This is a genomic window from Streptomyces sp. NPDC104307, assembly GCF_055584045.1.
On record NZ_JBVJMU010000001.1, the window covers coordinates 721718 to 747503 of the forward strand.

The following is a 25786-nucleotide window of genomic DNA, read 5'->3' on the forward strand; positions in this document are numbered from 1 at the left end:
CGCTGCCGTTCCTGCGCGAGCCGGTACCGGGCCTCCTGCTCGGCGCGCAGGGCCAGCAGCCGCTTCTGCCTGGAGGGTATCCAGGGCCATCGGTCCTACGCCCCCATGTTGCTCGCCCTGATCGCAGAGCGTCCGGCGGAGGTTTGCGGCGCTCGTTGGAACCCGGATGTGGACCTGACGGCAGGGACAATCGCCGTCGGCACAAACACGCGGACGATCGTCTACGACCGCACGGCCGAGCGTGGCCAGCGGAACAAGGTGGTGGAGAAGGGAGCGAAGACCGAGGCCGGGAAGCGCACGCTGCCCCTGCCGAAGCCCGTCCTGCGGGCGCTGAAGGCGTACCAGGCCACGCAGGCGACGGAGAAGGTGGCCGCCGGTGAGGCGTACGAGGACAGCGGCTATGTGCTCGTGGACGACCTCGGGCGGCCGTGGAAGACGGACAAGCTCCGGCGCGAGGCACACAAGCTGATGGCCACCACGGGCGTACGGAAGGTGCGGTTGTACGACGCGCGGCACGCCTGCCTGTCATGGATGGCGAACAACGGGGTGCCGGACACGGTGGTCTCCGCGTGGGCCGGTCACTCGGACCCCGGGTTCACGAAGCGGACCTACGTGCACCCCGACCCGCAGTCGTTGAAGGCGGGTTCGGAGAAGCTGGCCGAACTGCTCGGCTGACCTTGATCAACAGCGTTTGTGAGAAATTGTGAGACGGCACCCCTGGAAACGATCAAGAGGGGCCCCGTAGGACCCCTCTGACCTGCTATCTCTCTGTCGGGACGACAGGATTTGAACCTGCGACCCCTTGACCCCCAGTCAAGTGCGCTACCAAGCTGCGCCACGTCCCGATGCCCGCCTGACCTGGGGTTTCCCCTGGCCGAACGCGCATGAGAACAATACCGCACTTCAACGGGTGGTTACGAACACCTTTGGGCGCTTGACCTCAACCATGCTTGATGTTGAACGCTGTGGCACATGACGCACACAACCTCCGCCCCCGCCCCCGCCTACCGCGACCTGCACCGGCTGATGAGCCTGATGACCGGCGACGAGAAGCACGACTCCGCCGCCACCTCGACGCTCGACGCCCTGTGGGTGCTCTACGACCGGGTGCTACGGGTGTCACCGGGGACCGTGGACGCCCCCGACCGCGACCGCTTCCTGCTGTCGAAGGGACACGGGCCGATGGCGTACTACGCCGTCCTCGCCGCGCACGGGTTCTTCGGCGAGGAGCTGCTGGCGGGCTTCGGCTCGTACGACTCGCCGCTCGGCCACCATCCGGACCGGCTGCTCGTGCCCGGCGCCGAGATCGGCAGCGGTTCGCTGGGGCACGGGCTGCCGCTGGCCGTGGGCACCGCGCTGGGGCTGCGGGCCCAGGGGCTGACCGGCCCTCGCGTGTGGGTGCTGACCGGGGACGCCGAGCTGGACGAGGGCAGCAACCACGAGGCGATCGCCTACGCGGCGCCGGCGGGCCTCGACCGGCTGCACACCGTGGTGATCGACAACGCCTCCGCGACGTACGGCCGCCCCGGCGGCATCGCCGGCCGGTTCGCGACCGCGGGCTGGTCGGTGGCCTCCGTGGACGGGCGGGACCACGAGGAGCTGTACGCCGCCTTCACCGCACCGCACCCCGGACAGCCGCGTGCTGTGGTCGCCCGGGTCGCCCCCAAGCGCTGAGCTCCCGCGTCAGCCATCCACCGGACCGACGGACAGAAAGAAGAGGAAGACCTCCCATGGACACGATGCGGGACCGTTTCATCTCGACCACCTCACGCCTGCTCGACGAGGACCCGCGGCTGGCGCTCGTGCTGGCCGAGATCAGCCGGGACGGCTTCAGCCGGGCCGAGCGCGCCCATCCGCACCGCGTCGTCAACGTCGGCATCCGGGAACAGCTGCTCGTCGGCGCCGGGGCCGGAATGGCGCTCACCGGGATGCGGCCGATCGTGCACACCTTCGCCAGCTTCCTGGTGGAGCGCCCCTTCGAACAGGTGAAGCTGGACTTCGGCCACCAGGGCGTGGGCGGGGTACTGGTCAGCGCCGGAGCCTCCTACGACTGGCCGGCCGGTGGTTTCACCCATATGGCGCCCGGCGATGTCGCACTCCTGGACACCCTCGACGGCTGGACGGTGCACGTTCCGGGCCACCCCGACGAGGCCGAGACACTGCTGCGGGAAGCCGTCGCCGGGGACGACCGGGTGTATGTGCGGCTGTCTATGCAGTCCAACGAGCGGGGGCGCCCGGTCGGCGAACGGGGCGGGTTCGCCACGGTGCGCGAGGGGACGGGCGGCGTGGTGATCGCCGTCGGCCCGATGCTCGACAACGTCCTCGCGGCCACCGAGGGGCTCGACGTGACCGTGCTCTACGCGACGACGGTGCGGCCGTTCGACTGGGACGGCCTGCGCAGGGCGATGGGCGACCGGCCGGCCGCCGACGTGGTCATCGTCGAGCCGTACCTCGCGGGCACGTCCACGGCAGCGGCCAACGACGCGCTCGCCGCCCGCCCGCACCGGATCCTGGGGCTCGGCGTCGCCCGCGAGGAGCTGCGCCGGTACGGGCAGCTGGACGAGCACCTCGCCGCTCACGGCCTGGACCCGCGAGGCCTGCGGCAGCGGATCGGCGCGTTCCTCGGTCGGTGAGCGGCCCCGCGAGGGGCCGGCGGCCACCGGTGAGCGGTGCGGCCGGCGCGCTCAGTGGGCCGCCAGCAGCTCCCCGTACCACGCGAGCGTGGCGTCGACGGTCGCGGAGAGCGGGTTCGGTGCCAGGCCGAACGCCTTCTGGATGGCGGAGGAGTCGACGATCTGCGCCTCCGTGTGCTGGTAGAACATCTCGGCGTACGCGGTCATGAACTGCTCGTCGAACGGCCCGAACGGGCGGGGTTCCGAGACGACGGTGAGAGTCAGCGGACGGCCGACGCGCTCCTCGATCATCTCCAGGATCCGGCGCGTGGTGAGCGCCGGGGCGGTGGGCAGGTGCCAGACCCGGCCGTCACCGTCCGGGTTCTCCCCCAGCGTCGCGAGGCCTGCGGCCACATCACCGATGTACGTGTAGCTGTGCGGCAGGTCGATGTCACCGAATGCCGGGACCTCTCCTCCGGTCAGCGCGGCGGGGAACACCGCGCCGCCCAGCGTGGAGTTGAGGACACCGGGCCCCACGAAGTCGGCGGACCGGCCCAGTGCGACCCGCAGCCGGCCCTCGGCGTGTGCGGCGAGGTAGCGGGCGTCGAGCTCGGCGCGCATCACGCCCTTGTCGGTCGTGGCGTTCCACGGGGTGTCCTCCGTCATGACCGCACCGTGCGTCTCGCCGTACGGGTAGAGCGTGTCGAGCACCACGAGGCGGGCGCCCTCGGCCTCGACCGCCGCGAGTACGGCCTGCTGGATGCGCGGCATGGCCTCGACCTGGAGGTGGTACGCCACGTTGACGCAGTGGTAGACGACGGCCGCGCCCCCGACCGCCGCACGGGCACCTTCCGGGGTGGCGACATCGGCGGCGAACCGGTCGACGCCTTCGAGCGCCGGCCCGGTGGCCGCCCGGTCGACGAGCCGGACCGGGTGGCCCCGGCGGACGAGTTCGACGGCGAGTGCGGTACCGGCGGGGCCGGAGCCGAGGACGACTTGAAGGTCACGTGCTGCGCTCATGACGTACTCCCTGTGCTGCGGACGACGATCGCGATGGATTGTCACTTCTGTTAGAGACTGTAACTCTCGCTACGAGTCATCGCAAGGTTGACTGTTAGACTCCGTAACTGAAGTGAGCTTGCCTAGCGGAAGGGGCCGGGGATGGCCGAGGCGCAACAGGGGCCGCGGGCCCGCTACCGGGAGCAGACCCGCGCGGAGATCAAGGACGCGGCCTTGCGGCAGCTGGCCGACGGGGGTGTGGCGGCGCTCGCGCTCACCCGGATCGCCAAGGACATGGGCCTGTCCGGGCCCGCGCTCTACCGCTACTTCGCCAGCCGGGACGATCTGCTGCACGCGCTGATCAGGGACGCGTACGACGATGCCGCCTCGGCCATCGGCTCGGCGGCCGCCCGATCGGTGGACGCCGCGCAGAGCCCGCGCGAGCGGCTGCACGCGCTGGCGGTGGCGTACCGGGCCTGGGCGGTCGGGGAGCCGCACCGGTATCTCCTGATCCAGGGCGCGCCGGTGCCGGGGTATGTCGCGCCCGCCGACACGCTGGACCGGGCCCGCGCGGTGCTCGGGCCGTTCCTTCCGGTGTTCGCGGGCGGGACGCCCGGGGCGGGAGTGGCGCCGGTGGTGGCGCAGATGGCGGCCTGGCTGGACGGGGATCCAGCGGTGGGCGACTGGGTGGCCGAGTACGCGGCGGACGCCGCCGCCGGCACGGCGGGCGCTGCCGGGGCCCTGGCCGGTGCGCTCCTCGCCTGGGCGCAGCTGCACGGATCCGTGGGCCTGGAGGCCGCGGGCCAGTTCGCGGGGATGGGACACAGCGGGGGCACCCTGCTGGACGCGCAGGTCGCCATGCTGGCGGACGCCTTCGGGCTGGAGTGAACGGTGTCCCGCAACGCCGATCGCCGGACAGGCCCTGGGGGCCGGTCCGGCGATCGTTTTGCGCGGTGGTGACGGGTGTCAGGGGTGGATAAGCACCTGGGCCAGGGCCACCCGACCCGTACCGGACGTCACGATCCTCACCGTGCGGGTCCGGCTGTTCAGGTTCACCAGCGTGGGGCGCAGCGCCTTCCCGCTGACGTGCACCGTGCCGTCGTCCGTGACGACGTCGAAGTCGGCCGTCGTGGAGGAGGCGTCGTTCCAGATCTCGACCTGCCGGACGTGCCGGACGGCGCCGAGGTCCGCCTGCCACCAGGCTCCCGGCTCCGCGAGGGTGCGGGTGTCCGTGTTGGTGTCGGCGTCCAGGGCGAGTGCCGCCGTCGCCGCTCCGTCGGTCGAGGACTGGGTGGCCGTGCCGGTGCGGGCCAGGTCGGTGCGGAGCTGCTCGACCGGGCCGCCGTGGGCGCCCGCCCGTGCGGCGACGGCGAGCGCCTGGGCGGGCAGCCGGTCGAGGCCGGTCAGGTTGTCCGTCATGACCGAGCCGGTTCCGCCGAGGGCGGGGGCGGCGGTGTCGGTCCAGTTGCCGCGCGCGGTGTTCTGGATTCCGTAGTCCGCCCAGTTCGAGACCCACTTGTAGCCGATGCGGGTGATGACGTTGCGCTCGACGGTGATGTGCGAGGACTGCTCGTCGAGGTAGATGCCGTTCCCGTCGCGTTCGGTGTTGCCGTACGCGGAGCGGTTGATGTAGTTGCCGCTGAGGACGGTGCCGGGCTGGGCACCCTGGGTGTAGATCGCGCCACCGTCGTGCTGCTGCTGTGCGACCTCCATGACGTCGGTGATGCGGTTGCCCGTCACCTTGTTGTCACGCAGTACGGACTTCTGGGCCTCGGGCTGGTTCCAGCCCCAGCCGACCGAGATCGCGGAGTACGGAAGGTGGTCCAGGCTGTTGTGATCGATGCTCAGACCCGCCTCGTAACCGGCCCAGATGCCCACCGAGTCGGTGTACTCGACGCCGGAGCGGCTGATGGTGTTGTACGCGACGGTGTTCCGCTCCCCCGCCAGTGACGCCTCAGGCATCGGTTCGGTGTCTCCGACGTAGACGGCGCCGGAGGACAGGTCGGTGAAGGACGAACGGGTCAGCGAGCTGTCCTTGGTGCCGGCCTCCAGGATCGCTCCGGCGCCGCCGAGATGGCTGAACCGGCCGCTGTCGACGCGCACCCGTCGGCCGCCGCGGACGGTGACCGCGGCGGACGGCTTGGTGTAGTAGCGGCCCGCGTGGTCGACGGGGCCGGTGGCGCCGGTCAGGGTGAGACCGGCCTGCATTCCCGCGTAGCCCTCATCGGTGCCGGGCTGGCGGTACGCCGCGTACGCGAAGCCGATCCCGCTGACGGTGACGTCATGGGCGCCGTCGACGACGAGCAGCTGTTCGGTGTGCGGGGTGACGGTCCGCGCGCGGCGCATGTCCTCACCCTTGCGCGGCAGGTAGGTGACGGTGCGGCCCTTCGAGTCCCATACGAACTCGCCGGGCTGGTCCAGGAGTTCGGGGGCGTTCTCGAAGAAGGCGACTCCGCTGTAGCGGGTGGAGTCGACGGCGGTGGAGTCCCAGGCGGGGCCGGTGCGGTCTGTGCCGCTCGCCGAGTTGGTCCAGCAGGGCTGGACGAACGTCATGGTGTCGCCGCTGACGCCCGCGATCCGGCAGTGGTAGTTCCGCCAGCGGACCCGGATGACGGCTTCGGCGTCGGTGGGGCGCTGCCAGTGGTCGATCCCGGTCGCGGTGGCGCCGGTCATGCCGGTGGCCGAGGCGTCGCAGGTGCTCGCCGCGCAGGCCTCGCCGCGGGCGCGGGTGGCGCGCTCGCCGTCGACGAAGAGCTGTCGCGGGGTGACCCCGGCGGGGACGGCGGCGCTCCAGGTGCCGTCGGCGTTGCGGTGCCAGCCGGTGATGTCCTGTCCGCCGGAGAGGACGGGGCGGGCGCCGGGAGCGGCGGCCCAGGTGGTGCCGGAGTCGTCCGGGCCGAGCTTCAGGGGCGCGTCGAGCCGGTACGTACCGTCCTTGAGGAGGACGCGGACGTCGCGCCCCTTCTCGGTGCGGGCCCGGTCGCGGGCGCCCTCCGGGGTACAGGGGCGGCTGACGGTGCAGGAGGTGCCGCGGCCGTCGGGGGCCGCGTACAGGGTGCGGGTGCCGGGCGCGGCCTGGGCGGCCGGGGCGGCGAGGAGTGCTGCCAGGAAGACCGCGGTGGCAGTGGCGGCGGTTCCTCGTACGGCGTTCAACGGGCGGTTCACGCGGTGGCCTTCCAGTCGGGGTGGCCGGGCATGGGCGGGTTGACGGCCCCGAAGAGCCAGTCGCGCAGGAACGGGTCCAGGCTCCGGTCACCGGTGACGTCGACGGTGTGCCGGATGAACTGTTCTGTGGTGTACGTGGAGTCCTTGAAACGCTTGACCCACTCGCGCATCACGGTGTCGAACTTCCGCTGGCCGGCCCGCAGGCTCAGGGCATACAGCACGAGTGCGCCGCCGTCGTAGATGTTGGTGCCGCCGAGCGCCTTCGGCAGTCCGGGCGGGCCGTCGGCGGCGCGGACGGCGTCGAGCTTCTCGTACGTCGTCCGCATCTTGTCCTCGAAGACGGACCAGCCGCGCTCCTCGCCGTACAGACCGGCGTAGTACACGGCGGGGCCCTCGTTGAGCCAGGCCTGCTGCCAGTTGTCCGGGGTGACGGAGTCGCCGAACCACTGGTGGACGAGCTCGTGGACCATGGTGGTCTCGTAGCCGGGCTGTCCCTCTGCGTTGAGCTTGAACCAGTTGGTGGAGAACAGCGACAGGGTCTGGTTCTCCAGGGCGTCGGTGTAGCCGTCGTAGATGTGGAGGCCGTAGACGGAGAACGGGTAGCGGCCGAACTTCGCCTCCAGCCAGTCGAGATGGTCCGGGGTACGGGCCACGATCGGGCCGTACTTCTCCTCCTGCCCCTGGGGCACGATGTGCCGCAGCGGGAGTCCCCGGTGGCTGGTGCCGTACAGGTAGGTGCCCTTGACGACGGCGATGCCGATGAGTTCGGTCGCCATCCGCTCGCGCAGGGCGAAGTGCCAGACGCAGGAGCCGTCCGCGCGGGGGGACTTGTGGGTGAGTTCACCGTTGGCGGTGGCGACGAAGCCCTTGGGCGCGCTGATGTGGAAGGCCCACGTCGCCTTGTCGGACGGGGTGTCGTTGCACGGCAGGAAGGTGTCGGCGCGGGAGGACTGGGCGGCCGAGGCGAATCCGCCGTCGGTGCCGAAGTTCCAGCCGGTGAGGCCGAGTCGGGGCGCCTTGCCGTTGCCCCGGTAGCCGATCTCGACGGTGAACGCCTGTCCGTCGTGGAGCGGGTGCGCCGGGGTGACGGTCAGCTCCTGGCCGCTCTGGCCGGGCGTGAGCTGCCAGGTGGCGGGGCGGCCGGAGACGGTCACCGTGTCGATGGTGTGGCCGTCGGTGTCGAGGTTGAACGCGGAGAGGTCCTGGGTGGCCCTGGCGTTGATCTTCACCTTGCCGGAGAAGTCGTACGCGACCGGGGTGAAGTCGAAGGTGAGGTCGTAGTGGAGGACCTGGTAGCCGCCGTTGCCCAGGGTCGGGAAGAGCGGGTCCCCGACCCCGTTGGCGCCGGGCTTCGGGTCGAAGCGGTGCGGCCGGGCTTCGGCGGCCGGGGCGAGGGCCGGTACGGCCACGGCCGCGACGGCCGCCGCGCCGCCGAGTCTGAGGGCTGCGCGTCGGGTCGTCACTTCTTCCCCTTCTGGGCGGCTTCCTCGAACTCGCCGCGGGCCTGCTCGGCGCCCTTGGCGAGGTAGTCCTTGACCAGCCGGTCGTAGGCGGACATGGGCTTGCGGCCGGAGATGATGTCCTTGAGCGCGTCCAGCTTGAACGTGTAGAGGCTGCCGTAGCCCTTGGAGTCCCAGGTGGGCGAGGAGTACTGGAGCGTAGGGTCCTGCTCCATGATCGGGATCATCTTGGTGAACGCCTCGTGCACATGGCGCACACCTTCCTCCGAGTCGGCGCTGAAGATGGCCGGGACGGCGGACGAGATGAACTTCCAGGGCACGGTGACGTCCTGGGTCCCCTGCTTGGTGAGCGCCGGGTTGCCCTTCGCGTCGCGGGTGAAGTCCTTGCCCTCGATGCCGTAGTTGATGAGCGTGTACTCCTCGCTGCCGAACGGGGACGCGGCGAAGTCGGCCAGGGCCAGGATCTGCCGCACCCGCTCCCCGGACGCGTTCTTCACAAAGGTGTTCTCCAGCTTGACGTTGTCCATCCAGGCGACGGGCGAGGAGCCGAACGGTACGAAGGGCCTCGGGTCGTACTTCTTGTCGATGGCCTTCATCGCGGCGACGTAGCCGACCCCGGGCGCCAGGTAGGTGGGCATGCCGTCGTAGACGTACGCGCCCTTGCCGTTCTTGAACATGTCCGTGTACTGGGCCTTCTGCGCCCCGGACATCTGCAGGGTGCCCGGGTAGTAGCAGCCGGCTTTGTACAGCGACCGGGCGGTCTCCACGGCCTGACGGAACTGCGGGGTCTCCAGGTCGGTGGTGAACTTGCCGGTCTTGCTGTCCATCCGCCAGGCGTACGGCGCGCCGGCCGACATGGCGAGGACGTTGGTGGCGCCCGCGATGATCGCGTACTGGTCCTTCTTGGGCCGGGTCAGCTCCTTGCACACCTCGATGAACCGGTCGAGGCCGGTGATCTGGTCGAGGCTGGTCACGCCGACTTCCTCGAACAGGTCGTGGCGGTAGAAACCCGCGCCGCCCGTACCGGTGCGCGCGATCGGGATGCCGTAGAGCTTCCCGCCGAAGATGGCCGACTGCCAGGCGCCCTTCGGGATCGCGGCGAGGTTGGGGTAGTCCTTGACCTTGTCCCCGGCGAGGTACGGGGTCAGGTCGGCGCACTTGGCGCGCAGGAAGGCCGCCTTGTTGTCGACGCCGCCGACCTCCGGGTACATGAACAGGTCCGGCAGGCTGTCGCTGGCGACCATGGTGGAGAACTTGGTGCCGTAGTCGTCGGCGGGGACGGCCGTGATGTTCACCTGGCCGCCGAGGAGCTTCTCGATCTCCTGCCAGGCGGCGTTCCGGCCGCGCGAGGGCGGCGGCGGCGAGAACGTCTCCATCGTCGCGCTGATCGGCTTCGCCCCCTTGAGCGGGGTGCCCTTGGTGGCCCGCAGCGGCTTGGCGGGGTAGCTGAAGAAGCCCTGCGGGACGCCGGCGGCGGTACCGGCCAGATCGGGCTTGAGACCGATGTTGCGGATCGCGGTGCCGGGGAGCAGCGAGGCGCTCTTGGCCTCGGCCTTGGCGGTCGTGCCGCCGTCGCCGCAGGCGGCGATCAGCGGCGCGGCGGCCAGTCCCAGACCGATGCCCGCACCCATGCGGAACAGCGCTCTGCGGTTGACGGGAGTGGAGCTCGACACCTGAATCTCCTTGTGAGAGGGGGAGGAAGGAGTGGGGGGCGGGGGCTGCGCTCAGCCCTTGACGGCGCCCGTGAGCACGCCCTTGGTGAAGTAGCGCTGGAGGAACGGATAGACGCAGAGGATCGGCACGACGGCGATCACCAGGACCGCCATCTGGACGGCCTGCTGCGGGGCGAGCACCTCGCCCGCCGAGGCCGAGTTCAGGCTCTGGCCCTGGAGGACGTAGGTCCGCAGCACCATCGGCAGCGGCCATTTGTCGGAGTCGTTGAGGTACAGGAGCGAGTTGAAGAAGGCGTTCCAGTACGTCACCGCGTAGAAGAGGCTGATCACCGCCAGGACCGCTTTGGAGAGCGGGAGGACGATTCGCACCAGGATGCGGATGTCGCCGGCGCCGTCGACCTTCGCCGCGTCGTACAGCTCGTCCGGCAGGCTCATGAAGAAGGACCGCAGGACGACCAGGTTGAAGGCGCTGACCAGGGTGGGCATGACGAGCGCCGCGTAGGTGTCGTACAGCCCGAGCCCCTTGACCAGCAGGAAGTTCGGGATGATGCCCGCGTTGAACAGCATGGTGAACAGGGCGATCATCAGGATGGGGCGGGAGCCGGTGACCTCGCGGCGGGAGAGTCCGTACGCCATGCCGATGGTGACGAGCAGGCTGGCGAGGGTGCCGAACACGGTGATGCCCACGGAGACGAGCAGCGCCCGGGTGACGACGCCGCCCGTGAAGATCGTGCGGTAGGCGTCCAGATTGGGGTGGTCGGGCCACAGGACGAGGCCGGAGGCCTTGATGATGTCGGTCTGCGAGGCGAAGCTCGTTCCGATGACGCCGACCAGCGGATAGGCGACGGCGAGGACGACCACGACGACGGCCACCGCCTTGGCGGTCTGTCCCAGCCGGGTCGGGCGTTCCATCCACGGCGGTCGGCCGTCGGTCCTGGGCTTACGGCCCTGCCGGGGCGCGGGCGCCGTGGTCGCGGACGTGGCGCGGGTCTTCTCAGCGGTCAGCACCGCGGTACACCCCTTCGTGGCCGAGTCGGTGGGCGAGCTTGTTCGCGCCCAGCACGAGTACGGTGCCGATGACGGCCTTGACGAGTCCGACGGCGGCGGCGACGCCCCAGTCGTTGTCCTTGATGCCGTGGTAGTAGACGTACGTGTCGAGAACCTCACCGGCGTCCGGGCCGACCGCGTCGCGCTGCAGCAGGATCTGCTCGAAGCCGACGGAGAGGATCTGCCCGAGGTTGAGGATCAGCAGCAGGATGAGTACGGGGGCGATGCCCGGCAGGGTGACGTGCCAGAGCCTGCGCCGGGGGCCCGCGCCGTCGATCGCGGCGGCCTCGTAGCTCTGCCGGTCGATGTTCAGGAGCGCGGCCAGGATGATGATCGTGCCCCAGCCGGCGTCCTTCCAGGCCACCTGGAGGGTCAGCAGCCAAGGGAAGGCGTCGGGGTCGCTCATCATGTCGTAGCGGGGCAGCCCCAGACCGCCCAGCACATCGGGCAGCAGCCCTGCGCCGCCCAGGATCTGCTGGAAGATCGAGACGATGATGACCCAGCCGATGAAGTGCGGCAGATAGACGACGCTCTGCACGAACCGCCTGATGCGGTCGCTGGCGATGCTGTTGAGCAGCAGGGCCAGGGCGACCGGGATCGGGAAGAAGAACACCAGCTGGATGAGGGCGATCTCCAGGGTGTTGAACGTCGCGCTCCAGAAGGCGGGTTCACCGAACGCCGAGGAGAAGTTGGCGAAGCCGACCCAGACGCTGTGCATGTAGCCGAGGTACGGCTGGTAGTCCTGGAACGCCACCACGTACCCGAGCAGCGGGACGTAGTGGAAGACGACGAAGTAGAGCAGTCCGGGCAGGGTGAGCAGCAGCATCACCCGGTCCCGCTTGATCCGCTGTCCGAGCGTCAGCCGGTGTGGCGCGGCAGCGGTCCGGGCTTCGGGCGGGGCGGGTTCATCGGCCCGCTGCCGCCGTTTTTCCCGCGGCAGCGGGGGTGCTGTGTCAGCCATGGTGCGTCCTGTTCGGCCGGGTGGCGCGTGGTGAGCCTTCTGCGGCCGCAAGTTAGTAAGCGGTTAACCCAAGCGTCAAGAGATCCGAGCGAACGTCTTTGTTTCGCAGTGCTCTCCGAAGGAAATCCGGGCCAGAAAATCGCCGTATACCGTCTGAATCGGGTCAGTTGCAGGCGGAGAGAGCTTGACGGTCGGGCGTCACGCTCCCTAGCGTGCCGGTCATTCCATAGAACGCGATTACTGTCCGGAGGCAGGGTGCGAACCACCGAAGAGGCACCGGCTCAATCCGGTACCGATGCCGCGACCCCGCCCGGAAGGCGGCCGCGCACGGTTCTGGTCATGAGCCCCGGACTGCTGGACGAGGTCTTCCCGCCTCCCGTCCGGGCCCGGCTGGAGGAGACGGCGGATCTCCTCGACCCGTCCGTGATCAGCGAGTTCGACTCCCCCGCCGCCACCGCGGCGCTGTCCGCCGCCGAGGTGCTGCTGACCGGCTGGGGCTGCCCGCCCGTGGACGCCGCGCTGCTGGGGAGGGCGCCCGCGCTGCGGGCCGTGATCCACGCGGCCGGCACGGTGAAGACGTTCCTGTCCCCTGACACCTTCGACCGGGGGATCGTCGTCTCCTCCGCCGCCTCCGCCAACGCCGTGCCGGTGGCGGAGTTCACCCTGGCCGCGATCATCATGGGCGCGAAACGGGTGTTCCCGCTGGCGGGGCTCTACCGGGAGCGCCGCACCCACCGCACCGGCGCCGACCTGGACCGGCAGCACTGGCTCGGCACGCACGGGCTGCGGGTCGGTGTGGTCGGCGCCTCCAGGATCGGCCGCCGGGTCATCGAGCTGCTGCGGGTCCTGGACGCGGAGGTGCTGCTGTACGACCCGTACGTGGGCGCCGCGGAGGCCGCACTCCTCGGCGTCACCCCGGTGGATCTGGACACCCTGGTCGCGACCAGCGACGTGGTGACCGTGCACGCCCCTGACACGCCCGAGACCCGGGGGATCATCGACGCCCGCCGGATCGGCCTGATGCGCCCCGGCACCCTGCTCGTCAACACCGCCCGGGGCCCGCTGGTGGACACCGAGGCGCTGACCGGGCACCTGGTCAGCGGGCGGCTCGACGCGGTCCTGGACGTGACCTCGCCCGAGCCGCTGCCGGCCGGGCACCCGCTGTGGGAGCTGCCCAACGTCTTCCTGACCCCGCACCTCGCGGGCGCCCAGGGCAACGAGGTGGGCCGCCTCGGCGCACTCGCCGTCGACGAGCTGGCCCGGTACGCGCGGGGCGAGCCCTTCGGTCACCCGGTGCACCGGGCGGACCTGGGGAGGATCGCATGAACCCCGTCCCGCCGCAGGCTCTAGGCTCGGCGTCACACAACAGCCACCAGGGGGTGAGCCGGATGCGCCGGCAGAGCACGGCCGCGGACGGACAGCGGCGGGCGACGGTCACCGACGTCGCACGGCGCGCAGGGGTCTCGACGGCCACCGTCTCACGCGTCCTGAACCGCAACTACCCGGTCGCGGAGGCGACCCGGGAGCGCGTCGAGTCGGCCATGCGCGAGCTCGGTTACGTGGTCAACGCGCACGCCCGCGCACTGGCCGGGGTCTCCAACCGCACCGTCGGCATCATCGTCAACGAGGTCATCGACCCCTTCTACGCCTACATCGCGCGGGGCGTGGAGCGCGAGGCCGCGCTCGGCGGTCGGCTCTGCCTGGTGTGCTGCACCCAGGGCGACCCGCAGCGCGAGCTGGCCTTCATCGACCTGATGCACGAGCGCAGGGCCGACGCGGTGGTGGTGGTCGGCGGCTCCATCGCCGACCGCGGCTACACCTCGGAGCTGGCCCGCCGGGCGCGCGAGCTGGACGCGGGCGGCTCCAAGCTGGTGCTGTGCGGCAGGCCGCCGCTGGGCGAGGCCGCGCCGACCGCGTCCGTCGAGTACGACAACGAGGGCGGCGCCTTCGCGATCACCGACCACCTGCTGATGCGGGGCCACGAGCGCATCCTCTACCTCGGCGGCCCGCCCAGGCTCTCCACCACCCGCGACCGGCTGGCCGGGCACCGGCGGGCCCTGGAGCTGCGCGGGCTGCCGGCCGATCCCGAACTGGTCCAGTCGGGCGCCTTCAGCCGTAATTTCGGCTACCGGCGGATGGCCGAACTGATCCGGGAAGGGCTGGAGTTCACGGCCGTATTCGCGGCGAACGACGTGGTCGCGGCCGGCGCGGCACAGGCGCTCGAAGAGGCCGGGCTGCGGGTGCCGAAGGACATCTCGCTGGTGGGCTACGACGACATCCCGGTCGCCCAGGAGCTGCGTCCCCGGCTGACCACGGTCCATGTGCCGCTGGAGGAGATGGGGCGCCAGGCGGTGCGGCTGGCCGTCTCCGGCGGCGACGAGGACGACTGGCGGGAGCCGACCACGGGCGCGCTGCGGCTCGGCACCCACATCGTGGTACGCGATTCCGTTGGTCCCCGGGCCGGCGGGCCCGCGCGCGGTTGACCGGTTACCTCCTGCCTGTCCGCAGTTGGCCATAGAAAATGACAGTAACTTCCCGACTCCCCTTGCGGCTCGACAGCAACCGCTTACATGCTGACGGCACGTCCTATCCCGTTCCGCACGCTTCCGCCCCTCGTTCGTTTCTGCAGGGAGAGTTCCGCATGCGTCAGCACACCCCCTCCGCCCCGTCCACCGCCCCGGTCGGCCGCCGTTCCGTACTCGCCGCCGCGGCCGGCGCCGGGGCGGCGGCCGCACTCGGCGCCGCCGTTCCCGCCGCGCAGGCCGCCCCCCGCCGGCCGGGCGCCCGCCCCGTCGCCCTGACCGTCACCGCCCGCCCCTCGGCCGAGGCCGAACGGCTGCGGCTCGCACAGGCGCTGCGCGGCTCGGAGTTCCAGCCGACCGGCCTGTACGTGCCTGCCGGCGCCCCGCTCTCGCTGGGCGTCCGGCCGCACGACGGCCTGCTTCCCACGCTCTGGATCGGCGCCTGGGACTACTACGGCGAGATCACCGAACCGCGCTCCTATCCGCTGACCGCCGGCGACAACACCGTGACGGACCCGCACGGCGGCCCGGTCTACCTGACGCTCACCGGGCACGGCGAACGGGCCTCCGTACTCATCCGCTCCGGAGCCGTCCCCATGCCCGTCTTCACGCTGGGACGCACCACGGAGGCGGACTACCAGCGACAGCTGGACACTCTCACAGAGTCGCCCTGGGCCGAACTCCACGGTCCGGACACGATCATGACGCTGACCCGGGACGGCGCGCTTCAGTACCGGGGCGAGGACCACGCCGCACTGCTCCGGCTGGTCGGGACGATCATCGACTCGCACGCCCGGATCAGCGGCCTCGACGGTTCGCGCCCGGTGCATCGGCGCAAGGCGGGCCCGTACCACTTCACCGAGGTCAGCAAGGTGCCGACCGGTGTCGGCGCGTACGCCACGCACGGCTACAACGGCTTCCCGCGCGCCTATCTCGACCGGGCCACCACCGTAGAGGGCCTGCGGACGCGCGGCTGGGGCCTCTACCACGAACTGGGCCACCTGCATCAGCAGATGGCCTACAAGCCGGGCGGCCTCACCGAGGTGACGGTGAACATCTACTCGCTGGCCGCCCAGCGCACCCTGGACCAGCCGTCCAACCTGCTCACCGTCGATCCGGCGACCGGGCTGACCGCCTTCCAGACCGCACGGGCCAAGTTCGGCACCGACGGGCTGAGTTACGAGAAGTCGTTCGGCGCCTACGAGAAGCTCGTGCCGCTCCGTCAGCTGGAACTGGCCTTCGGGGACGACTTCTGGCCCCGGCTGCACAAGCTGGTGCGCGAGGAGAACCCGCAGTCCGACTCCACGGAGAACGACAAGCGCTACCGGGCACTCGCCACCTACTCCAGCCGCGTCGCGGGCCGCGACCTCACGGACTTCTTCGTCAACACCTGGGCCTTCCCCATCGACGCCGTCGGCAGGGCGGAACTCGCCGCCCTGAACCTCCCCCGGCCGGACGTCGACCCGAGCACGCTCTCCGACTGAGCGGTACCGGACATGGACGACGCAGCCGCACAGGACAGGGAGTCATCGTGCAACTGAGCAGAAGGACCCTTCTCGCCGCGAGCGGCGCCGCGGCAGTCGGTGCGACGCTCGCACCGACAGCGGGTGCCGCGCAGGCGGCGGACAGTACACCCGTGAACGCGACCGGCGCGGACCAGGACTTCGACGGACTTCTCCTGCGGGCGGAGACCCTGATCACGGGAGGCGGGTCAGACCCCTCTGACTCCGACTTCGCCGCCGCCCTCGCGGCCCTGGACAGCACGGCGAAGGAGCTGTGGGACACCCTGGACCGCGACGCCGGACGGACCGCGCTGTGGGCCGACCTCTCCCCGGTCACGGAGCCGGGCAACTTCGGGCAGAGCTACACCCGGCTGCGCACCCTCGCCACCGCGTGGGCCACGCCCGGGGCCGCGCTGTCCGGCGACGCGGCGACCGCGGAGGCCCTGCTCGGCGCGCTGCGCTTCACGTACGACACCGCCTACCATCCGCAGGCGAAGGAGAGCGGCAACTGGTGGTTCTGGGAGATCGGCGCTCCCCGAGCGCTGATGGACTGCTGTGTACTGCTGCGCGGTCAGCTGCCCGAGGACGACCTGACGGACTATCTGGCCGTCGTCGACCGGTTCTGCCCCGACGCGGACCGCCGGACCAACTCCCCCACACTGGCGGAGACCGGCGCCAACCGCACCGACAAGGCGGTGACCGTGGCGCTGCGCGGGCTGCTCGGCAAGGACGCGGAGAAGCTGGAATCGGCTCGGGACGCCCTCTCCGACGTTCGCGACTCCGGCCGCAACAGCCTCTTCCGGTACGCGAGTTCGGGTGACGGGTTCTACGAGGACGGCTCGTTCGTCCAGCACGACGTGGTCGCGTACACCGGCTCGTACGGCACCGTGCTGCTCGGCGGCGCGGCCTGGCTGATCGCCCTCCTCGCCAACTCGCCGTGGGCGGTCGCGGACCCGGAGGTCTCCGTGATGTACGAGGCCGTGGAGCGGAGTTTCGCTCCGGTGGTCTTCGACGGGCTGATGATGGACTCGGTGCGCGGGCGGGCCGTCTCAAGGGAGCGCGCGGGCGACCACCGGGACGGCGCCTCGGCCGTCGCGGCGATCCTCCTCCTCGCGGCCGGCGCGCCCGCCTCCTACGCGGACAGCTGGCGGTCGCTGGCCAAGGGCTGGCTGACCCGCAACCGCACCACCCCGTTCGCGGCTCTCGCCACCCTCCCCCAACTGGCCCTGGCCAAGGCCGTGCTCGACGACCACTCCATCCGCGCCGGGGCGCGCACGACGGGCAGCTTCGTCCTCGCGGACATGGACCGGGTGGTGCACCGCCGCCCCGGCTGGGCCTGCGCCCTTTCGCTGTCGTCGAAGCGGATCTCCGCGTACGAGGCGGGCAACGGCGAGAACCTGCACGGCTGGTACACCGGCGACGGCATGACGTATCTGTACGACGGCGACGACCTCGGGCAGTACAACGACGGCTTCTGGCCGACCGTCGACCCCTACCGGCTCCCCGGCACCACCGTCGACAACCGCCGCCGCGAAGACCTCGGCACCGGCGCGGGCACCTCCACCTACCTGCCGTCGAACAGCGTCGCGGGCGGGGCCGTACTGGACGACCGGTACACGGTGGCCGCGATGGAGGTGACCGGCGCCCCCGGCAGCACGCTGCGGACCAGGAAGGCGTGGTTCCTGCTGGACAACGCGGTGGTCGCGCTCGGCGCGGGCATCACCGCGAGCGACGGCCGGGCGGTCGAGACGATCGTGGAGAACCGCAACCTCGGCGCGCGGGGCCGGGCCCGGCTCCTGGTCGACGGGTTCCCGCTCCCCGCGGAGCAGGGCCGGTCCGATGAGTTCCGCCGGGCCCGGTGGGCGCATCTCGACGGGACCGGCGGCTACGTCTTCCCCGAAGGGGCCGCGCTGCGCACCCTGCGCGAGGAGCGCACCGGGACGTGGCGGGCCATCAACACGGGTGCGGACACCGGGGGCAGCTCCGATCCCGTCACCCGACGCTACGTCACGCTCTGGGTGGACCACGGCGTCTCGCCCGACGACGCCGGCTACGCCTACGTACTGCTGCCCGGGGCGTCGGCCGCCGCCACCGCGGTCTGGTCGCACTCCCGGCCGGTCCGGATCGTCGCCAACGACGCCATCGCCCAGGCCGTGGAGGACCGCAGGGCCGGACTGACCGCCGCGCACTTCTGGGACGCCGGGTCTGCGGCCGGGATCGTCGCGTCGGGACCGGCGTCCGTACTCGTGCGGCGAAGGGGTGCGCGGGTGTCGGTCGCGATGGCGGACCCGGGCCGGACCCAGGCCTCAATCACGGTCGAACTGCCATTCCGGGTGCGGTCGGTGGCGCGGGCCGATGCCACCGTGAGCGTCGTCCTCGGCCGCCGGACCGTCCTCACCGTCGCGGCCGGCGGTTCGCGCGGCCACAGCCACCGCGCCGAACTCGTCCTGTAAGCCCCCCCTTCTGAGCATCGACCCCGAGGAGCAGCGCCACCATGTCCGTCGCCCCGCATCTGCAACTGCCGCCGACCGACCGGGTCCTGTCGTCACGTACCGGCTGGACCCGGGCGCACTGGGAGGCGACCGCCGACCGGATGCTGGACGCGCTGACGCCGTACGCCACACCCGGCTTCGCGCAGTACCGGCTGCCCGGCCGGGGCAGCTGGTCGGGGGTCGTCTCGGACGGTCTTGAGGGCTTCGCCCGGTCGTTCCTGCTCGCCGCCTGCCGGATCGCGGGCGCGGGCGGGGCGGTCGACCCCGCGCTGACCGAGCGGTACGCGGCCGGTCTCGCCGCCGGCACCGATCCCGGCAGCGGTGAGGCCTGGCCGCGACTGACGGACTGTTCGCAGCAGATGGTGGAGGCGGCGTCCATCGCGGTCGCGCTGCACGAGACCCGGCCGTGGATCTGGGACCGGCTCGACGCCGGGGTACAGGAGCGGGTCGTCGACTGGTTCTCCGGGTTCGTCGGCGGCCGCACCTGGGACAACAACTGGCGGCTGTTCCAGGTGGTGTCCGAGCAGTTCCTCGCCTCTGTGGGCGCCCCGTACAGCAGGTCCGACATCGAGGGCGGACTCGACAGGATCGAGGACTGGTACGTCGGTGACGGCTGGTACACCGACGGGGACGGCCGCAATTTCGACTACTACATCGGCTGGGCGATGCATCTGTACCCGCTGCTGTGGGCACGGATCGCCGGGCCGGACGACGACGGCGGCCGGGCCGCGGTCTACCGGGAGCGGCTCAGCCGGTTCTTGGAGGACTACCCGCACTTCTTCGGCGCTGACGGCGCCCCGGTCCACCAGGGCCGTTCGCTCGCGTACCGCTTCGCCTCGCTGGCCCCGGTGTGGATGGGCGCGCTCGCGGACTGCACGCCGCTGGCGCCCGGACTCACCCGGCGGCTCGCCTCCGGCACGCTGCGGCACTTCGTGGAGCGCGGGGTGCCGGACGAGCGGGGGCTGCTGACGCTCGGCTGGTACGACACCTTCCTGCCGTCCACCCAGCCGTACTCGGGACCCGCCTCACCGTACTGGGCGAGCAAGGGCTTCCTCGGGCTGCTGCTCCCGGCGGACCACGCGGTGTGGACGGCGCGCGAACTCCCGCTTCCCGTCGAGGAGTCCGACACGTACACCGCGCTGCCCGCACCGGGCTGGCTGCTGCACGGCACCCGACACGACGGGATCGTCCGGCTGGTCAACCACGGCAGCGACCACAACCCGCCCGCGCCCGAAGCCGGTCCGTCCGGAGCCGATTCACCCGAAGCCGATCCGGACCGGGGCGCGGGCGAGGACGACCCGCACTACGCGAAGCTCGCGTACTCGACGGCGACCGCGCCGGAGTCCGCGCCGCACGCCCTGGCCCGCAACATCGACAACCAGCTGTCCCTGATCGCCCCGGACGGCACCCCCTCCCGCCGCCGCCGGATCCATCCCGTGAGCTGCGAGGGCCGTGTCGCCGCGTCCTGGTCTGCGGCGCGGCTGCCGGGCGACGCGCGCGCGTACCGGATCGGGACGACGAGCGTGCTGCACGGACCGTGGGAGATCCGGGTGCACCGAGTCGATTCGCCCGAGGGCGCCGTGATCCGGGAGGGCGGCCACGCGGTCGCCGGTCCGACCGGCCCGTTCGCCTCCTCGGGGCCGGACTGGGCGCTCGCCCGCACGGCCGACGGGCTGACCAGTGCGGTGGTCGCGCTGTACGGGTGGGACGGCGGCGCCGACGGGGCGGCGGTGGCGCGCGATGTCGAGTCCAACGCGTACGGGCCGCACTCGGCGGTCCCGTATCTGCGCAGCGCGCCCCGTCCGGGCGGCCGGAGCGTGCAGGTGTCGCTCGTCGTGCTCTCCCGCGACAGTGTCCATCCGGAGGCGCTGCGGACGGCGGTGCGCGTGCGGGTGGACGGCGAAGCGGTGGTCCTGACCTTCCTGGACGGGAGCCGGGTCGAGGTCTGACCTTCCTGGGGGGCCGGGTCGGAGTCTGACCTTCCTGAGGGGGCCGAGTCGGGGTCTGACCGGCGCCGGCCGGCCGGAGCCCTGGGCCGACGGGGGCGGGTCAGATCCCGATGCTGTTGTCCTCCCGGCTGTGGATGTGCCCGATCAGCTCCTGTGCGAGGGACTTGATCGTGTCGAGCCCGGCCCTCCCCCACGGGCGGGGCACGGTGTCCACCGCGCAGACGGCGCCCAGGGCGATCCCCGTCCGGTCGATGAGCGGCGCCCCGAGGTAGGAGCGGATGCCTATGTCGTCGACGACCGGGTTCCCGGCGAACCTCGGATAGTCGCAGACGTCCTCCAGGACCAGCGCTCTTCGCCGGACCACGACGTGCGGGCAGTATCCGTGGTCGAGGGCGACATAGCGCCCGCTGCGGCCGCTGCCCGCCGCCGTGGCGCCCAGGTCGGCACCCTTGCGGGTGCCTGCGGGGGTGTGCAGTCCGGCGTAGAACTGCCGGTTGCCGTCGATGAAGTTGACCATCGAGAAGGGCACTTCGGTCACTTCGGCCACCCGGTCGGCGAAGGCGTCGAAGTTGTCGAACGAGGCGTCGCTCCGCTCCCCCAGGTCAAGGCTGCGCAGCCGCTGGGTCCGGACGGGGGCGTCGCTGTCGACGGGGGTCAGCAGCATCCGTCCGATGGCGTGCGGGATCACGTATGGACTCCGAAACTGCCGTGGCCGGAGAGCGGGGCCGGCTCCGCGGTGGCGTTGATGAGGTGCTGGAGGAGGGTGACCAGTGCGCCGGTCCCCGAACTGGCGATCCGGGCGTCGCAGAGGACGACGGGTACCGCGGGTGTCAGGTCGAGCGCGGCCCGCACCTCCTCGGGGCCGTAGCGGAAGGCGCCGTCGAACTCGTTGACCGCGACGATGAACCCGATGCCACGCCGCTCGAAGAAGTCGACGGCCGCGAAGCACTCCTCCAGCCTGCGGGTGTCCGCGATGACCACGGCTCCGAGCGCGCCCTGCGAGAGCTCGTCCCACATGAACCAGAACCGTTCCTGCCCGGGTGTGCCGAACAGGTAGAGCACATGGCTCTCGTCCAGCGTGATGCGGCCGAAGTCCATGGCCACCGTGGTCGAGGTCTTCGACTCGATGCCTTCGAGGCTGTCGGTCGCCGCGCTGACCTGGGTCAGCAGTTCCTCCGTGCTCAGCGGCGCGATCTCGCTGACCGCGCCGACGAACGTCGTCTTGCCGACCCCGAATCCACCCGCGACCAGCACCTTGAGCGCGACGGGAAAGCCCTCCGGGCTGCTGGGCTCCTGCGCGTAGCCGACGTTTCCGGGGCTCCCGGACCCCGGGTACGGGGCGGAGCCGTCGAAACCGTCAGAGCTGTCGTCGTAAGCCATCGAGCACTGCCTCCAGCAGGGATCGGTCGGTGGGCATGTCATGGAAGGCGGGCGGGTGCGCAGTGACCGCTCCGCAGTCGACCAGGTCGGAGAGGAGCACCTTGGTGACGACCGCGGGCAGCCGCAGGTGCGCGGCGATCTCGGCCACCGAGGTGGGCCCGCCGCACAGTCCCAGCGCCACCGAGTGCTCGGGGCCGAGGTGGACCTGCGGGACGGTTCCGGTGGCCATCACCAGGGAGAGCAGGTCGAGCACGGTGGTGGGGCGGGTGCGGCCGCCGCTCACCGTGTAAGGGCGGATGAGGCGGCCCGCCGCATCGTCGAGCAACGGCGCGTCCTGGGTGGCCGACACGCTCACAGCCCCGTGGCGCCCGGCACCCCGGCCGCTTGTCTGTTCGGGGTCATCAGATAGGGCCGGACGCTCTTGACCAGCATGGCCATCTCGTAGCCCAGTACGGCGGCGTCGGCGCTCCGCCCGGCGAGCACGGCCAGACAGGTGCCGGAACCGGCGGTGGCGACGAAGAGCAGGGTCGAGTCGAGCTCCACCACCACCTGGCGCACCTCCCCGTTGTCCCCGAACCGCGCCCCGGCGCTGCGGCCGAGGGAGTACAGCCCGGCCGCCAGCGCCGCCATGTGGTCGGCGCTGTCGGCGTCCATGCCGTGGAGGGATTTCACCAGCCCGTCGGCGGAGAGCAGGACCGCGCTGCGGGTGTACGGCACGCGTTGTACCAGCCCGCTCAGCAGCCAGTCGAGGTCCGAGACCTGACCGGACGGCATATCGGTCGCCATGGTGCATCTACTCCTTGGAGGTGTTCGCGTCGAGTGGGTCTTGGTCGCTGTGGTACGAGCCGGTCCGCAGGAGCTGTCCCGGCGCCGGGGCGCCCCGGACCGGAAGCGGGTCCAGTGGTGTCCCGGCGGCCGGCACCGCCGCCGGATCCACCCCGGGGCCGGGCTCCGGTACGGACTCGGCCCCCGGCTCCGTCTCCGCTCGGGCCTCCCCGAGGTCGATGCCGCGCCGGAAGGCCGCCACCAGGCCCGGGTCGTGCAGGGTGGGCTCCTCCTCGGTGCGCGGGACCGGTGCCTCCCTGAGCTGGGGGACCAGGTGTTCCTGGTTCGCGCGACGGGGAAGCTGCGGGCGGTCCATCGTGCCGCGTACGACCCCGGTCTCCGGAGGGAGCGCCGGGACCGCGTCGTCGGCCGGCCGGATGCCGGGGCGGGCCTCTGCGGGCGTGGGCCGGTCGAGGCGTTCGGCTCGCAGCGGGAGCGGCGGGCCCTCGCCCTGACGCCGGGTCTGCCGCGTCGGCTGGTGCATCCGCAGTTGCTGCTGCTGCGGCACGTAGGGCCGGCGCTCCGGCTCGGGGGCGGGCGCCGGGGCCGGGCCGAGGTCGCGGGGGGCGGCGGCCTCGTCCAGCGGGGGCGGGCGGTGCACGGGGCCGGGAGGCGGGGCGGGTGCCTCGCCGGCCGCGGTGTCGTCCTCCGCCCCCAGCAGGGACTGCGGAAGCACCAGTACGGCCTGGGTGCCGCCGTAGATGTTGCTCTGCAGCCGTACGGCGATGCCGTGCCTGCGGGCCAGCGAGGCCACCACGAACAGCCCGATCCGGCCGTCCTGGAGCAGTCGGGCGACATTGACCTGGTCGGGGTCGGCGAGCAGGGCGTTCATCCGCTTCTGCTCGTTGCCCGGCATGCCGAGCCCCCGGTCCTCCACCTCCAGGGCGAGGCCCGCCGTGACGTGCTGGGCGCGCAGCAGCACCTGGGTCTGGGGGGCGGAGAACACCGTGGCGTTCTCGACCAGTTCGGCCAGGAGGTGGATCACGTCGGCCACGGCGTGCCCGCGCAGGGTGCCGTCGATCGGCGGCACGAGCTTGACCCTCGGATACTGCTCGACCTCGGCGATCGCGGAGCGCAGCACCTCGGTCATGGTGACCGGGTTGCTCCACTGCCGCCTGGAGACGGCGCCGCCGAGGACCGCGAGGTTCTCGGCGTGCCGGCGGATCCGGGTCGCCAGGTGGTCGACCTGGAAGAGGCCCTTGAGGAGATCGGGGTCCTCGACCTCGTGCTCCAGCTCGTCGAGCAGCTGGATCTCCCGGTGCACGAGTGACTGCAGCCGACGGGCGAGGTTGACGAAGACCTCGACCTTCTGGTCCTCGCCGGTGTGCTCGGAGAGCCGGGAGGCCTGTACGACGGCGGCCACGGCCGCTTCCTGCTGGCGGCCGAGCTCCTGTGCCAGCAGTTCGAAGGCGTCGCTGCCGGGGACGGTGGGCTGCGGGGCCCGGCGGGTGGGTACGGGTTCGCCGTTGCGGAGCTGTTCCACCACCTGCTGCAGTTCGGCCTGACCCTGCGCGCTGGCCCGGCGCAGGGCGAAGCACCGGCCGAGGACGGTGGTGGCGACGCGGTTGGCGGCGAGGAAGGCCGCCGCCACGGCGGCGACCGCCAGTGCCGCGGCCGCGCCGAGCGCGGTCCACAGCTCGGTGGACGGCGCGGTGCCGGTGGAGCGGACCGTGAGGATGACGGCCGCGGCGCCGGTCAGCATGACGGCGAGGGCCGGAAGCACGGCGGTGCGCAGGAGTTGGGGGCGTATACGCGCCTCGGGGGACGGCTGGGCAGCGCGCGGTCTGGCCGCGGCCGAGTGGGAACGGGCGCCCGGTCGGCCGTGCCGCCCGCTCTCTCGGCGTTCCGGTCGCGCGTCGGGTGCGCGAAGTTGAGACATCAGCGTCCTCGGTACGTGGGGCCCCAGGAATCGGTATCCATGTGGTGGCACCTACGGTGGTCGGTCATTCCTGGATCATCGGCCGGACGGGCTCCGGGATATGAGCCCACCGTTGATCACCGGACACACACGGTAGTCGTCCTTGACGAGGGCGCGGCGGGCAGTTGCGGAACTTGCCCGCCATCCGTCCCGCTCTGGTATGACCTCTCGCACGAGCGACCGATTAAGTACGTACGCCTATGCGGCTGTTACCGGCCATGTCCCCGGCAGCACGCGAGAAGCCCCCTCGACGGTTGGCGGGGTCGAGGGGGCTTTGTGACGTATCCGCTCAGGCCTTGCGGAGCCGGGCGACGATGCCGTCGAGGTCGCGGCGGACCATGGCGGCGCGGATCATGTGCCCGCCCGGCTCCTCGTACCATTCGTGCGGGATGCCGGCGTCACCGAGGAGGGCCCTGAACTCCCGCTGGCCGGCCAGCACCTGGGTCTCGTTGGCCGTGTCGAACCAGTTGACCGGGTCGGGGCTGGTGCCGGCCACCAGGAAGACCCGCTTGTTCCGGTAGCTCTCGATCCGTTCGACCGGGTTGTCGGCGCTGACCCTGGCCTCGTCCCACAGCGGTACGCCGTAGACCGTGCCGCCCCCCAGGTCCAGGGCGGCAGAGGACGCGTTCGCCCAGTGGGTGACCAGTCCGGCGTCGCGGCGCAGGCTGGCCGGGCCCGAGTGGGCGCTCACCGAGGCGAAGTGGCCGTAGTACTTGGCCGCGTACTTCAGGGCGCCGAAGCCGCCCATCGAGAATCCGGCGACGGCACGGCCGTCGTACTCGGCGTAGGTACGGAAGTTCGCGTCGATCCAGGGAAGGAGCTGGCCGATGTGGAAGGTCTCCCAGTTCCGGGGGCCGGTGTTGGAGCTGACCGGGTTGGAGTACCAGCCCGCGTGCCCGCCGTCGGGCATCACGACGATGAGGGGTTTCCCGGCCGTCCAGTCCCGGATGCCCGCACGGTCGAAGGTGATGAAGTCCTGGTCCGTACCGCCCCCGTGGAAGAGGTAGAGGACCGGGTAGGTGCGTGCGCCGGTGTGGTAGTCGTCGGGGAGCAGGACGTTGACGCCCGGACTCCAGCCGATCGCGTCGGTCGCGAACCGGTAGTACCACATGCGGGGATCGGCCTCGCCGCGCTCCACGACGCGCAGTCCGAAGCCGTCGCCCGCCGCACCGGCCGGGGACGCGGCCGCGAGGATGCCCTCGGTGCCCAGCGCCATCGCGGCGGAGATCCCACCGGCGGCCCTGATGACGCTTCTGCGGGTGGGACGGTAGCTGCTCAACA

21 protein-coding genes and 1 tRNA gene are annotated in these 25786 nt (G+C 71.5%); 9 read left to right on the forward strand and 13 right to left on the reverse strand.

Annotated elements, in window-relative coordinates:
* The first annotated feature begins 105 nt into the window (after positions 1–105).
* On the forward strand, positions 106–675 hold the full coding sequence (locus ACZ601_RS02900) for a site-specific integrase (protein WP_469532318.1): 570 nt from the start codon (positions 106–108) through the stop codon (positions 673–675).
* A 96-nt stretch (positions 676–771) separates the two neighbouring features.
* On the opposite strand, the gene ACZ601_RS02905 is transcribed toward ACZ601_RS02900, so the two are convergent.
* Positions 772–845, reverse strand: a tRNA-Pro gene (locus tag ACZ601_RS02905).
* Positions 846–972: 127 nt separating this feature from the next.
* Between ACZ601_RS02905 and ACZ601_RS02910 the strand changes: the two genes are divergently transcribed.
* Positions 973–1674 (forward strand): transketolase, encoded by a 702-nt coding sequence (locus ACZ601_RS02910; RefSeq protein ID WP_469532320.1) that lies wholly within the window; start codon positions 973–975, stop codon positions 1672–1674.
* Positions 1675–1730: 56 nt separating this feature from the next.
* Positions 1731–2633, forward strand: a complete 903-nt coding sequence (locus tag ACZ601_RS02915; protein ID WP_469532321.1) for a transketolase family protein — start codon at positions 1731–1733, stop codon at positions 2631–2633.
* 51 nt (positions 2634–2684) lie between these two features.
* Here ACZ601_RS02915 and ACZ601_RS02920 read toward each other — a convergent pair whose 3' ends face one another.
* The gene (locus ACZ601_RS02920; RefSeq protein ID WP_469532323.1) at positions 2685–3632 is read right to left on the reverse strand and encodes an NAD-dependent epimerase/dehydratase family protein; all 948 of its coding nucleotides are present in this window, start codon (positions 3630–3632) and stop codon (positions 2685–2687) included.
* A 141-nt stretch (positions 3633–3773) separates the two neighbouring features.
* On the opposite strand from ACZ601_RS02920, the gene ACZ601_RS02925 reads away from it, so the two are divergent.
* The gene (locus ACZ601_RS02925) at positions 3774–4499 is read left to right on the forward strand and encodes a TetR/AcrR family transcriptional regulator (protein WP_469532325.1); all 726 of its coding nucleotides are present in this window, start codon (positions 3774–3776) and stop codon (positions 4497–4499) included.
* A 78-nt stretch (positions 4500–4577) separates the two neighbouring features.
* On the opposite strand, the gene ACZ601_RS02930 is transcribed toward ACZ601_RS02925, so the two are convergent.
* From ACZ601_RS02930 to ACZ601_RS02950, 5 genes are all read right to left on the reverse strand, one after another.
* Positions 4578–6776 (reverse strand): right-handed parallel beta-helix repeat-containing protein, encoded by a 2199-nt coding sequence (locus ACZ601_RS02930; protein ID WP_469532327.1) that lies wholly within the window; start codon positions 6774–6776, stop codon positions 4578–4580.
* Positions 6773–8239 (reverse strand): M1 family metallopeptidase, encoded by a 1467-nt coding sequence (locus ACZ601_RS02935; protein WP_469532329.1) that lies wholly within the window; start codon positions 8237–8239, stop codon positions 6773–6775. Before ACZ601_RS02935 ends, ACZ601_RS02930 begins: the two co-directional genes overlap by 4 nt.
* Entirely contained in the window at positions 8236–9909 is a 1674-nt protein-coding gene (locus tag ACZ601_RS02940; protein ID WP_469532330.1) for an extracellular solute-binding protein, read from the reverse strand. The genes ACZ601_RS02935 and ACZ601_RS02940 overlap by 4 nt, the downstream gene beginning before the upstream one ends.
* Positions 9910–9960: 51 nt before the next feature.
* Positions 9961–10821 (reverse strand): carbohydrate ABC transporter permease, encoded by an 861-nt coding sequence (locus tag ACZ601_RS02945; protein WP_469533802.1) that lies wholly within the window; start codon positions 10819–10821, stop codon positions 9961–9963.
* A gap of 82 nt (positions 10822–10903) precedes the next feature.
* Positions 10904–11917 (reverse strand): ABC transporter permease, encoded by a 1014-nt coding sequence (locus ACZ601_RS02950; protein ID WP_328864577.1) that lies wholly within the window; start codon positions 11915–11917, stop codon positions 10904–10906.
* A 339-nt stretch (positions 11918–12256) separates the two neighbouring features.
* Here ACZ601_RS02950 and ACZ601_RS02955 point away from each other — a divergent pair, with 339 nt between their 5' ends.
* The 5 genes from ACZ601_RS02955 (at position 12257) to ACZ601_RS02975 (ending at position 20382) form a co-directional block, all read left to right on the forward strand.
* Positions 12257–13243, forward strand: coding sequence for a hydroxyacid dehydrogenase (locus ACZ601_RS02955; RefSeq protein WP_469532332.1), 987 nt, complete (start codon positions 12257–12259; stop codon positions 13241–13243).
* Positions 13244–13305: 62 nt separating this feature from the next.
* Positions 13306–14400, forward strand: a complete 1095-nt coding sequence (locus tag ACZ601_RS02960; protein ID WP_469533804.1) for a LacI family DNA-binding transcriptional regulator — start codon at positions 13306–13308, stop codon at positions 14398–14400.
* 158 nt (positions 14401–14558) lie between these two features.
* The gene (locus ACZ601_RS02965) at positions 14559–15923 is read left to right on the forward strand and encodes a M60 family metallopeptidase (protein ID WP_469532334.1); all 1365 of its coding nucleotides are present in this window, start codon (positions 14559–14561) and stop codon (positions 15921–15923) included.
* Positions 15924–15970: 47 nt separating this feature from the next.
* Positions 15971–18394, forward strand: coding sequence for a polysaccharide lyase 8 family protein (locus ACZ601_RS02970; protein ID WP_469532336.1), 2424 nt, complete (start codon positions 15971–15973; stop codon positions 18392–18394).
* A gap of 41 nt (positions 18395–18435) precedes the next feature.
* Positions 18436–20382: a DUF2264 domain-containing protein gene (locus tag ACZ601_RS02975; protein ID WP_469532337.1), complete on the forward strand. Its 1947-nt coding sequence runs from the start codon at positions 18436–18438 to the stop codon at positions 20380–20382.
* 100 nt (positions 20383–20482) lie between these two features.
* Here the strand turns inward: ACZ601_RS02975 and ACZ601_RS02980 are convergent, their stop codons facing one another.
* The 6 genes from ACZ601_RS02980 to ACZ601_RS03005 form a co-directional block, all read right to left on the reverse strand.
* Positions 20483–21070 carry a GAF domain-containing protein gene (locus ACZ601_RS02980; protein ID WP_073734458.1) on the reverse strand — a complete coding sequence of 196 codons (588 nt, stop codon included), beginning with the start codon at positions 21068–21070 and terminating at the stop codon, positions 20483–20485.
* Entirely contained in the window at positions 21067–21762 is a 696-nt protein-coding gene (locus ACZ601_RS02985; RefSeq protein ID WP_469532339.1) for a GTP-binding protein, read from the reverse strand. The genes ACZ601_RS02980 and ACZ601_RS02985 overlap by 4 nt, the downstream gene beginning before the upstream one ends.
* A complete protein-coding gene (locus tag ACZ601_RS02990) occupies positions 21740–22111 on the reverse strand; it encodes a DUF742 domain-containing protein (RefSeq protein WP_185092623.1) in 372 nt (123 codons plus the stop codon). Before ACZ601_RS02990 ends, ACZ601_RS02985 begins: the two co-directional genes overlap by 23 nt.
* Before the next feature lie 2 nt (positions 22112–22113).
* The gene (locus ACZ601_RS02995) at positions 22114–22548 is read right to left on the reverse strand and encodes a roadblock/LC7 domain-containing protein (RefSeq protein ID WP_311301952.1); all 435 of its coding nucleotides are present in this window, start codon (positions 22546–22548) and stop codon (positions 22114–22116) included.
* A 7-nt stretch (positions 22549–22555) separates the two neighbouring features.
* A complete protein-coding gene (locus ACZ601_RS03000; RefSeq protein ID WP_469532342.1) occupies positions 22556–24466 on the reverse strand; it encodes a sensor histidine kinase in 1911 nt (636 codons plus the stop codon).
* Between the two features lie 328 nt (positions 24467–24794).
* Positions 24795–25784: an alpha/beta hydrolase gene (locus ACZ601_RS03005; protein WP_469532344.1), complete on the reverse strand. Its 990-nt coding sequence runs from the start codon at positions 25782–25784 to the stop codon at positions 24795–24797.
* Between the last annotated feature and the right edge of the window lie 2 nt (positions 25785–25786).

Bases quoted from the DNA above. Each gene is read 5' to 3' on its own strand.
- ACZ601_RS02955 (WP_469532332.1), top strand. From the start codon at position 12,257: ATGAGCCCCGGACTGCTGGACGAGGTCTTCCCGCCTCCCGTCCGGGCC.
- ACZ601_RS02975 (WP_469532337.1), top strand. From the start codon at position 18,436: ATGTCCGTCGCCCCGCATCTGCAACTGCCGCCGACCGACCGGGTCCTG.
- ACZ601_RS03000 (WP_469532342.1), bottom strand. From the start codon at position 24,466: ATGTCTCAACTTCGCGCACCCGACGCGCGACCGGAACGCCGAGAGAGC.
- ACZ601_RS02920 (WP_469532323.1), bottom strand. From the start codon at position 3,632: ATGAGCGCAGCACGTGACCTTCAAGTCGTCCTCGGCTCCGGCCCCGCC.
- ACZ601_RS02925 (WP_469532325.1), top strand. From the start codon at position 3,774: ATGGCCGAGGCGCAACAGGGGCCGCGGGCCCGCTACCGGGAGCAGACC.
- ACZ601_RS02985 (WP_469532339.1), bottom strand. From the start codon at position 21,762: ATGGCTTACGACGACAGCTCTGACGGTTTCGACGGCTCCGCCCCGTAC.
- ACZ601_RS02960 (WP_469533804.1), top strand. From the start codon at position 13,306: ATGCGCCGGCAGAGCACGGCCGCGGACGGACAGCGGCGGGCGACGGTC.
- ACZ601_RS02910 (WP_469532320.1), top strand. From the start codon at position 973: ATGACGCACACAACCTCCGCCCCCGCCCCCGCCTACCGCGACCTGCAC.
- ACZ601_RS02915 (WP_469532321.1), top strand. From the start codon at position 1,731: ATGGACACGATGCGGGACCGTTTCATCTCGACCACCTCACGCCTGCTC.
- ACZ601_RS02900 (WP_469532318.1), top strand. From the start codon at position 106: ATGTTGCTCGCCCTGATCGCAGAGCGTCCGGCGGAGGTTTGCGGCGCT.
- ACZ601_RS02965 (WP_469532334.1), top strand. From the start codon at position 14,559: ATGCGTCAGCACACCCCCTCCGCCCCGTCCACCGCCCCGGTCGGCCGC.
- ACZ601_RS02950 (WP_328864577.1), bottom strand. From the start codon at position 11,917: ATGGCTGACACAGCACCCCCGCTGCCGCGGGAAAAACGGCGGCAGCGG.
- ACZ601_RS02945 (WP_469533802.1), bottom strand. From the start codon at position 10,821: ATGGAACGCCCGACCCGGCTGGGACAGACCGCCAAGGCGGTGGCCGTC.
- ACZ601_RS02995 (WP_311301952.1), bottom strand. From the start codon at position 22,548: ATGGCGACCGATATGCCGTCCGGTCAGGTCTCGGACCTCGACTGGCTG.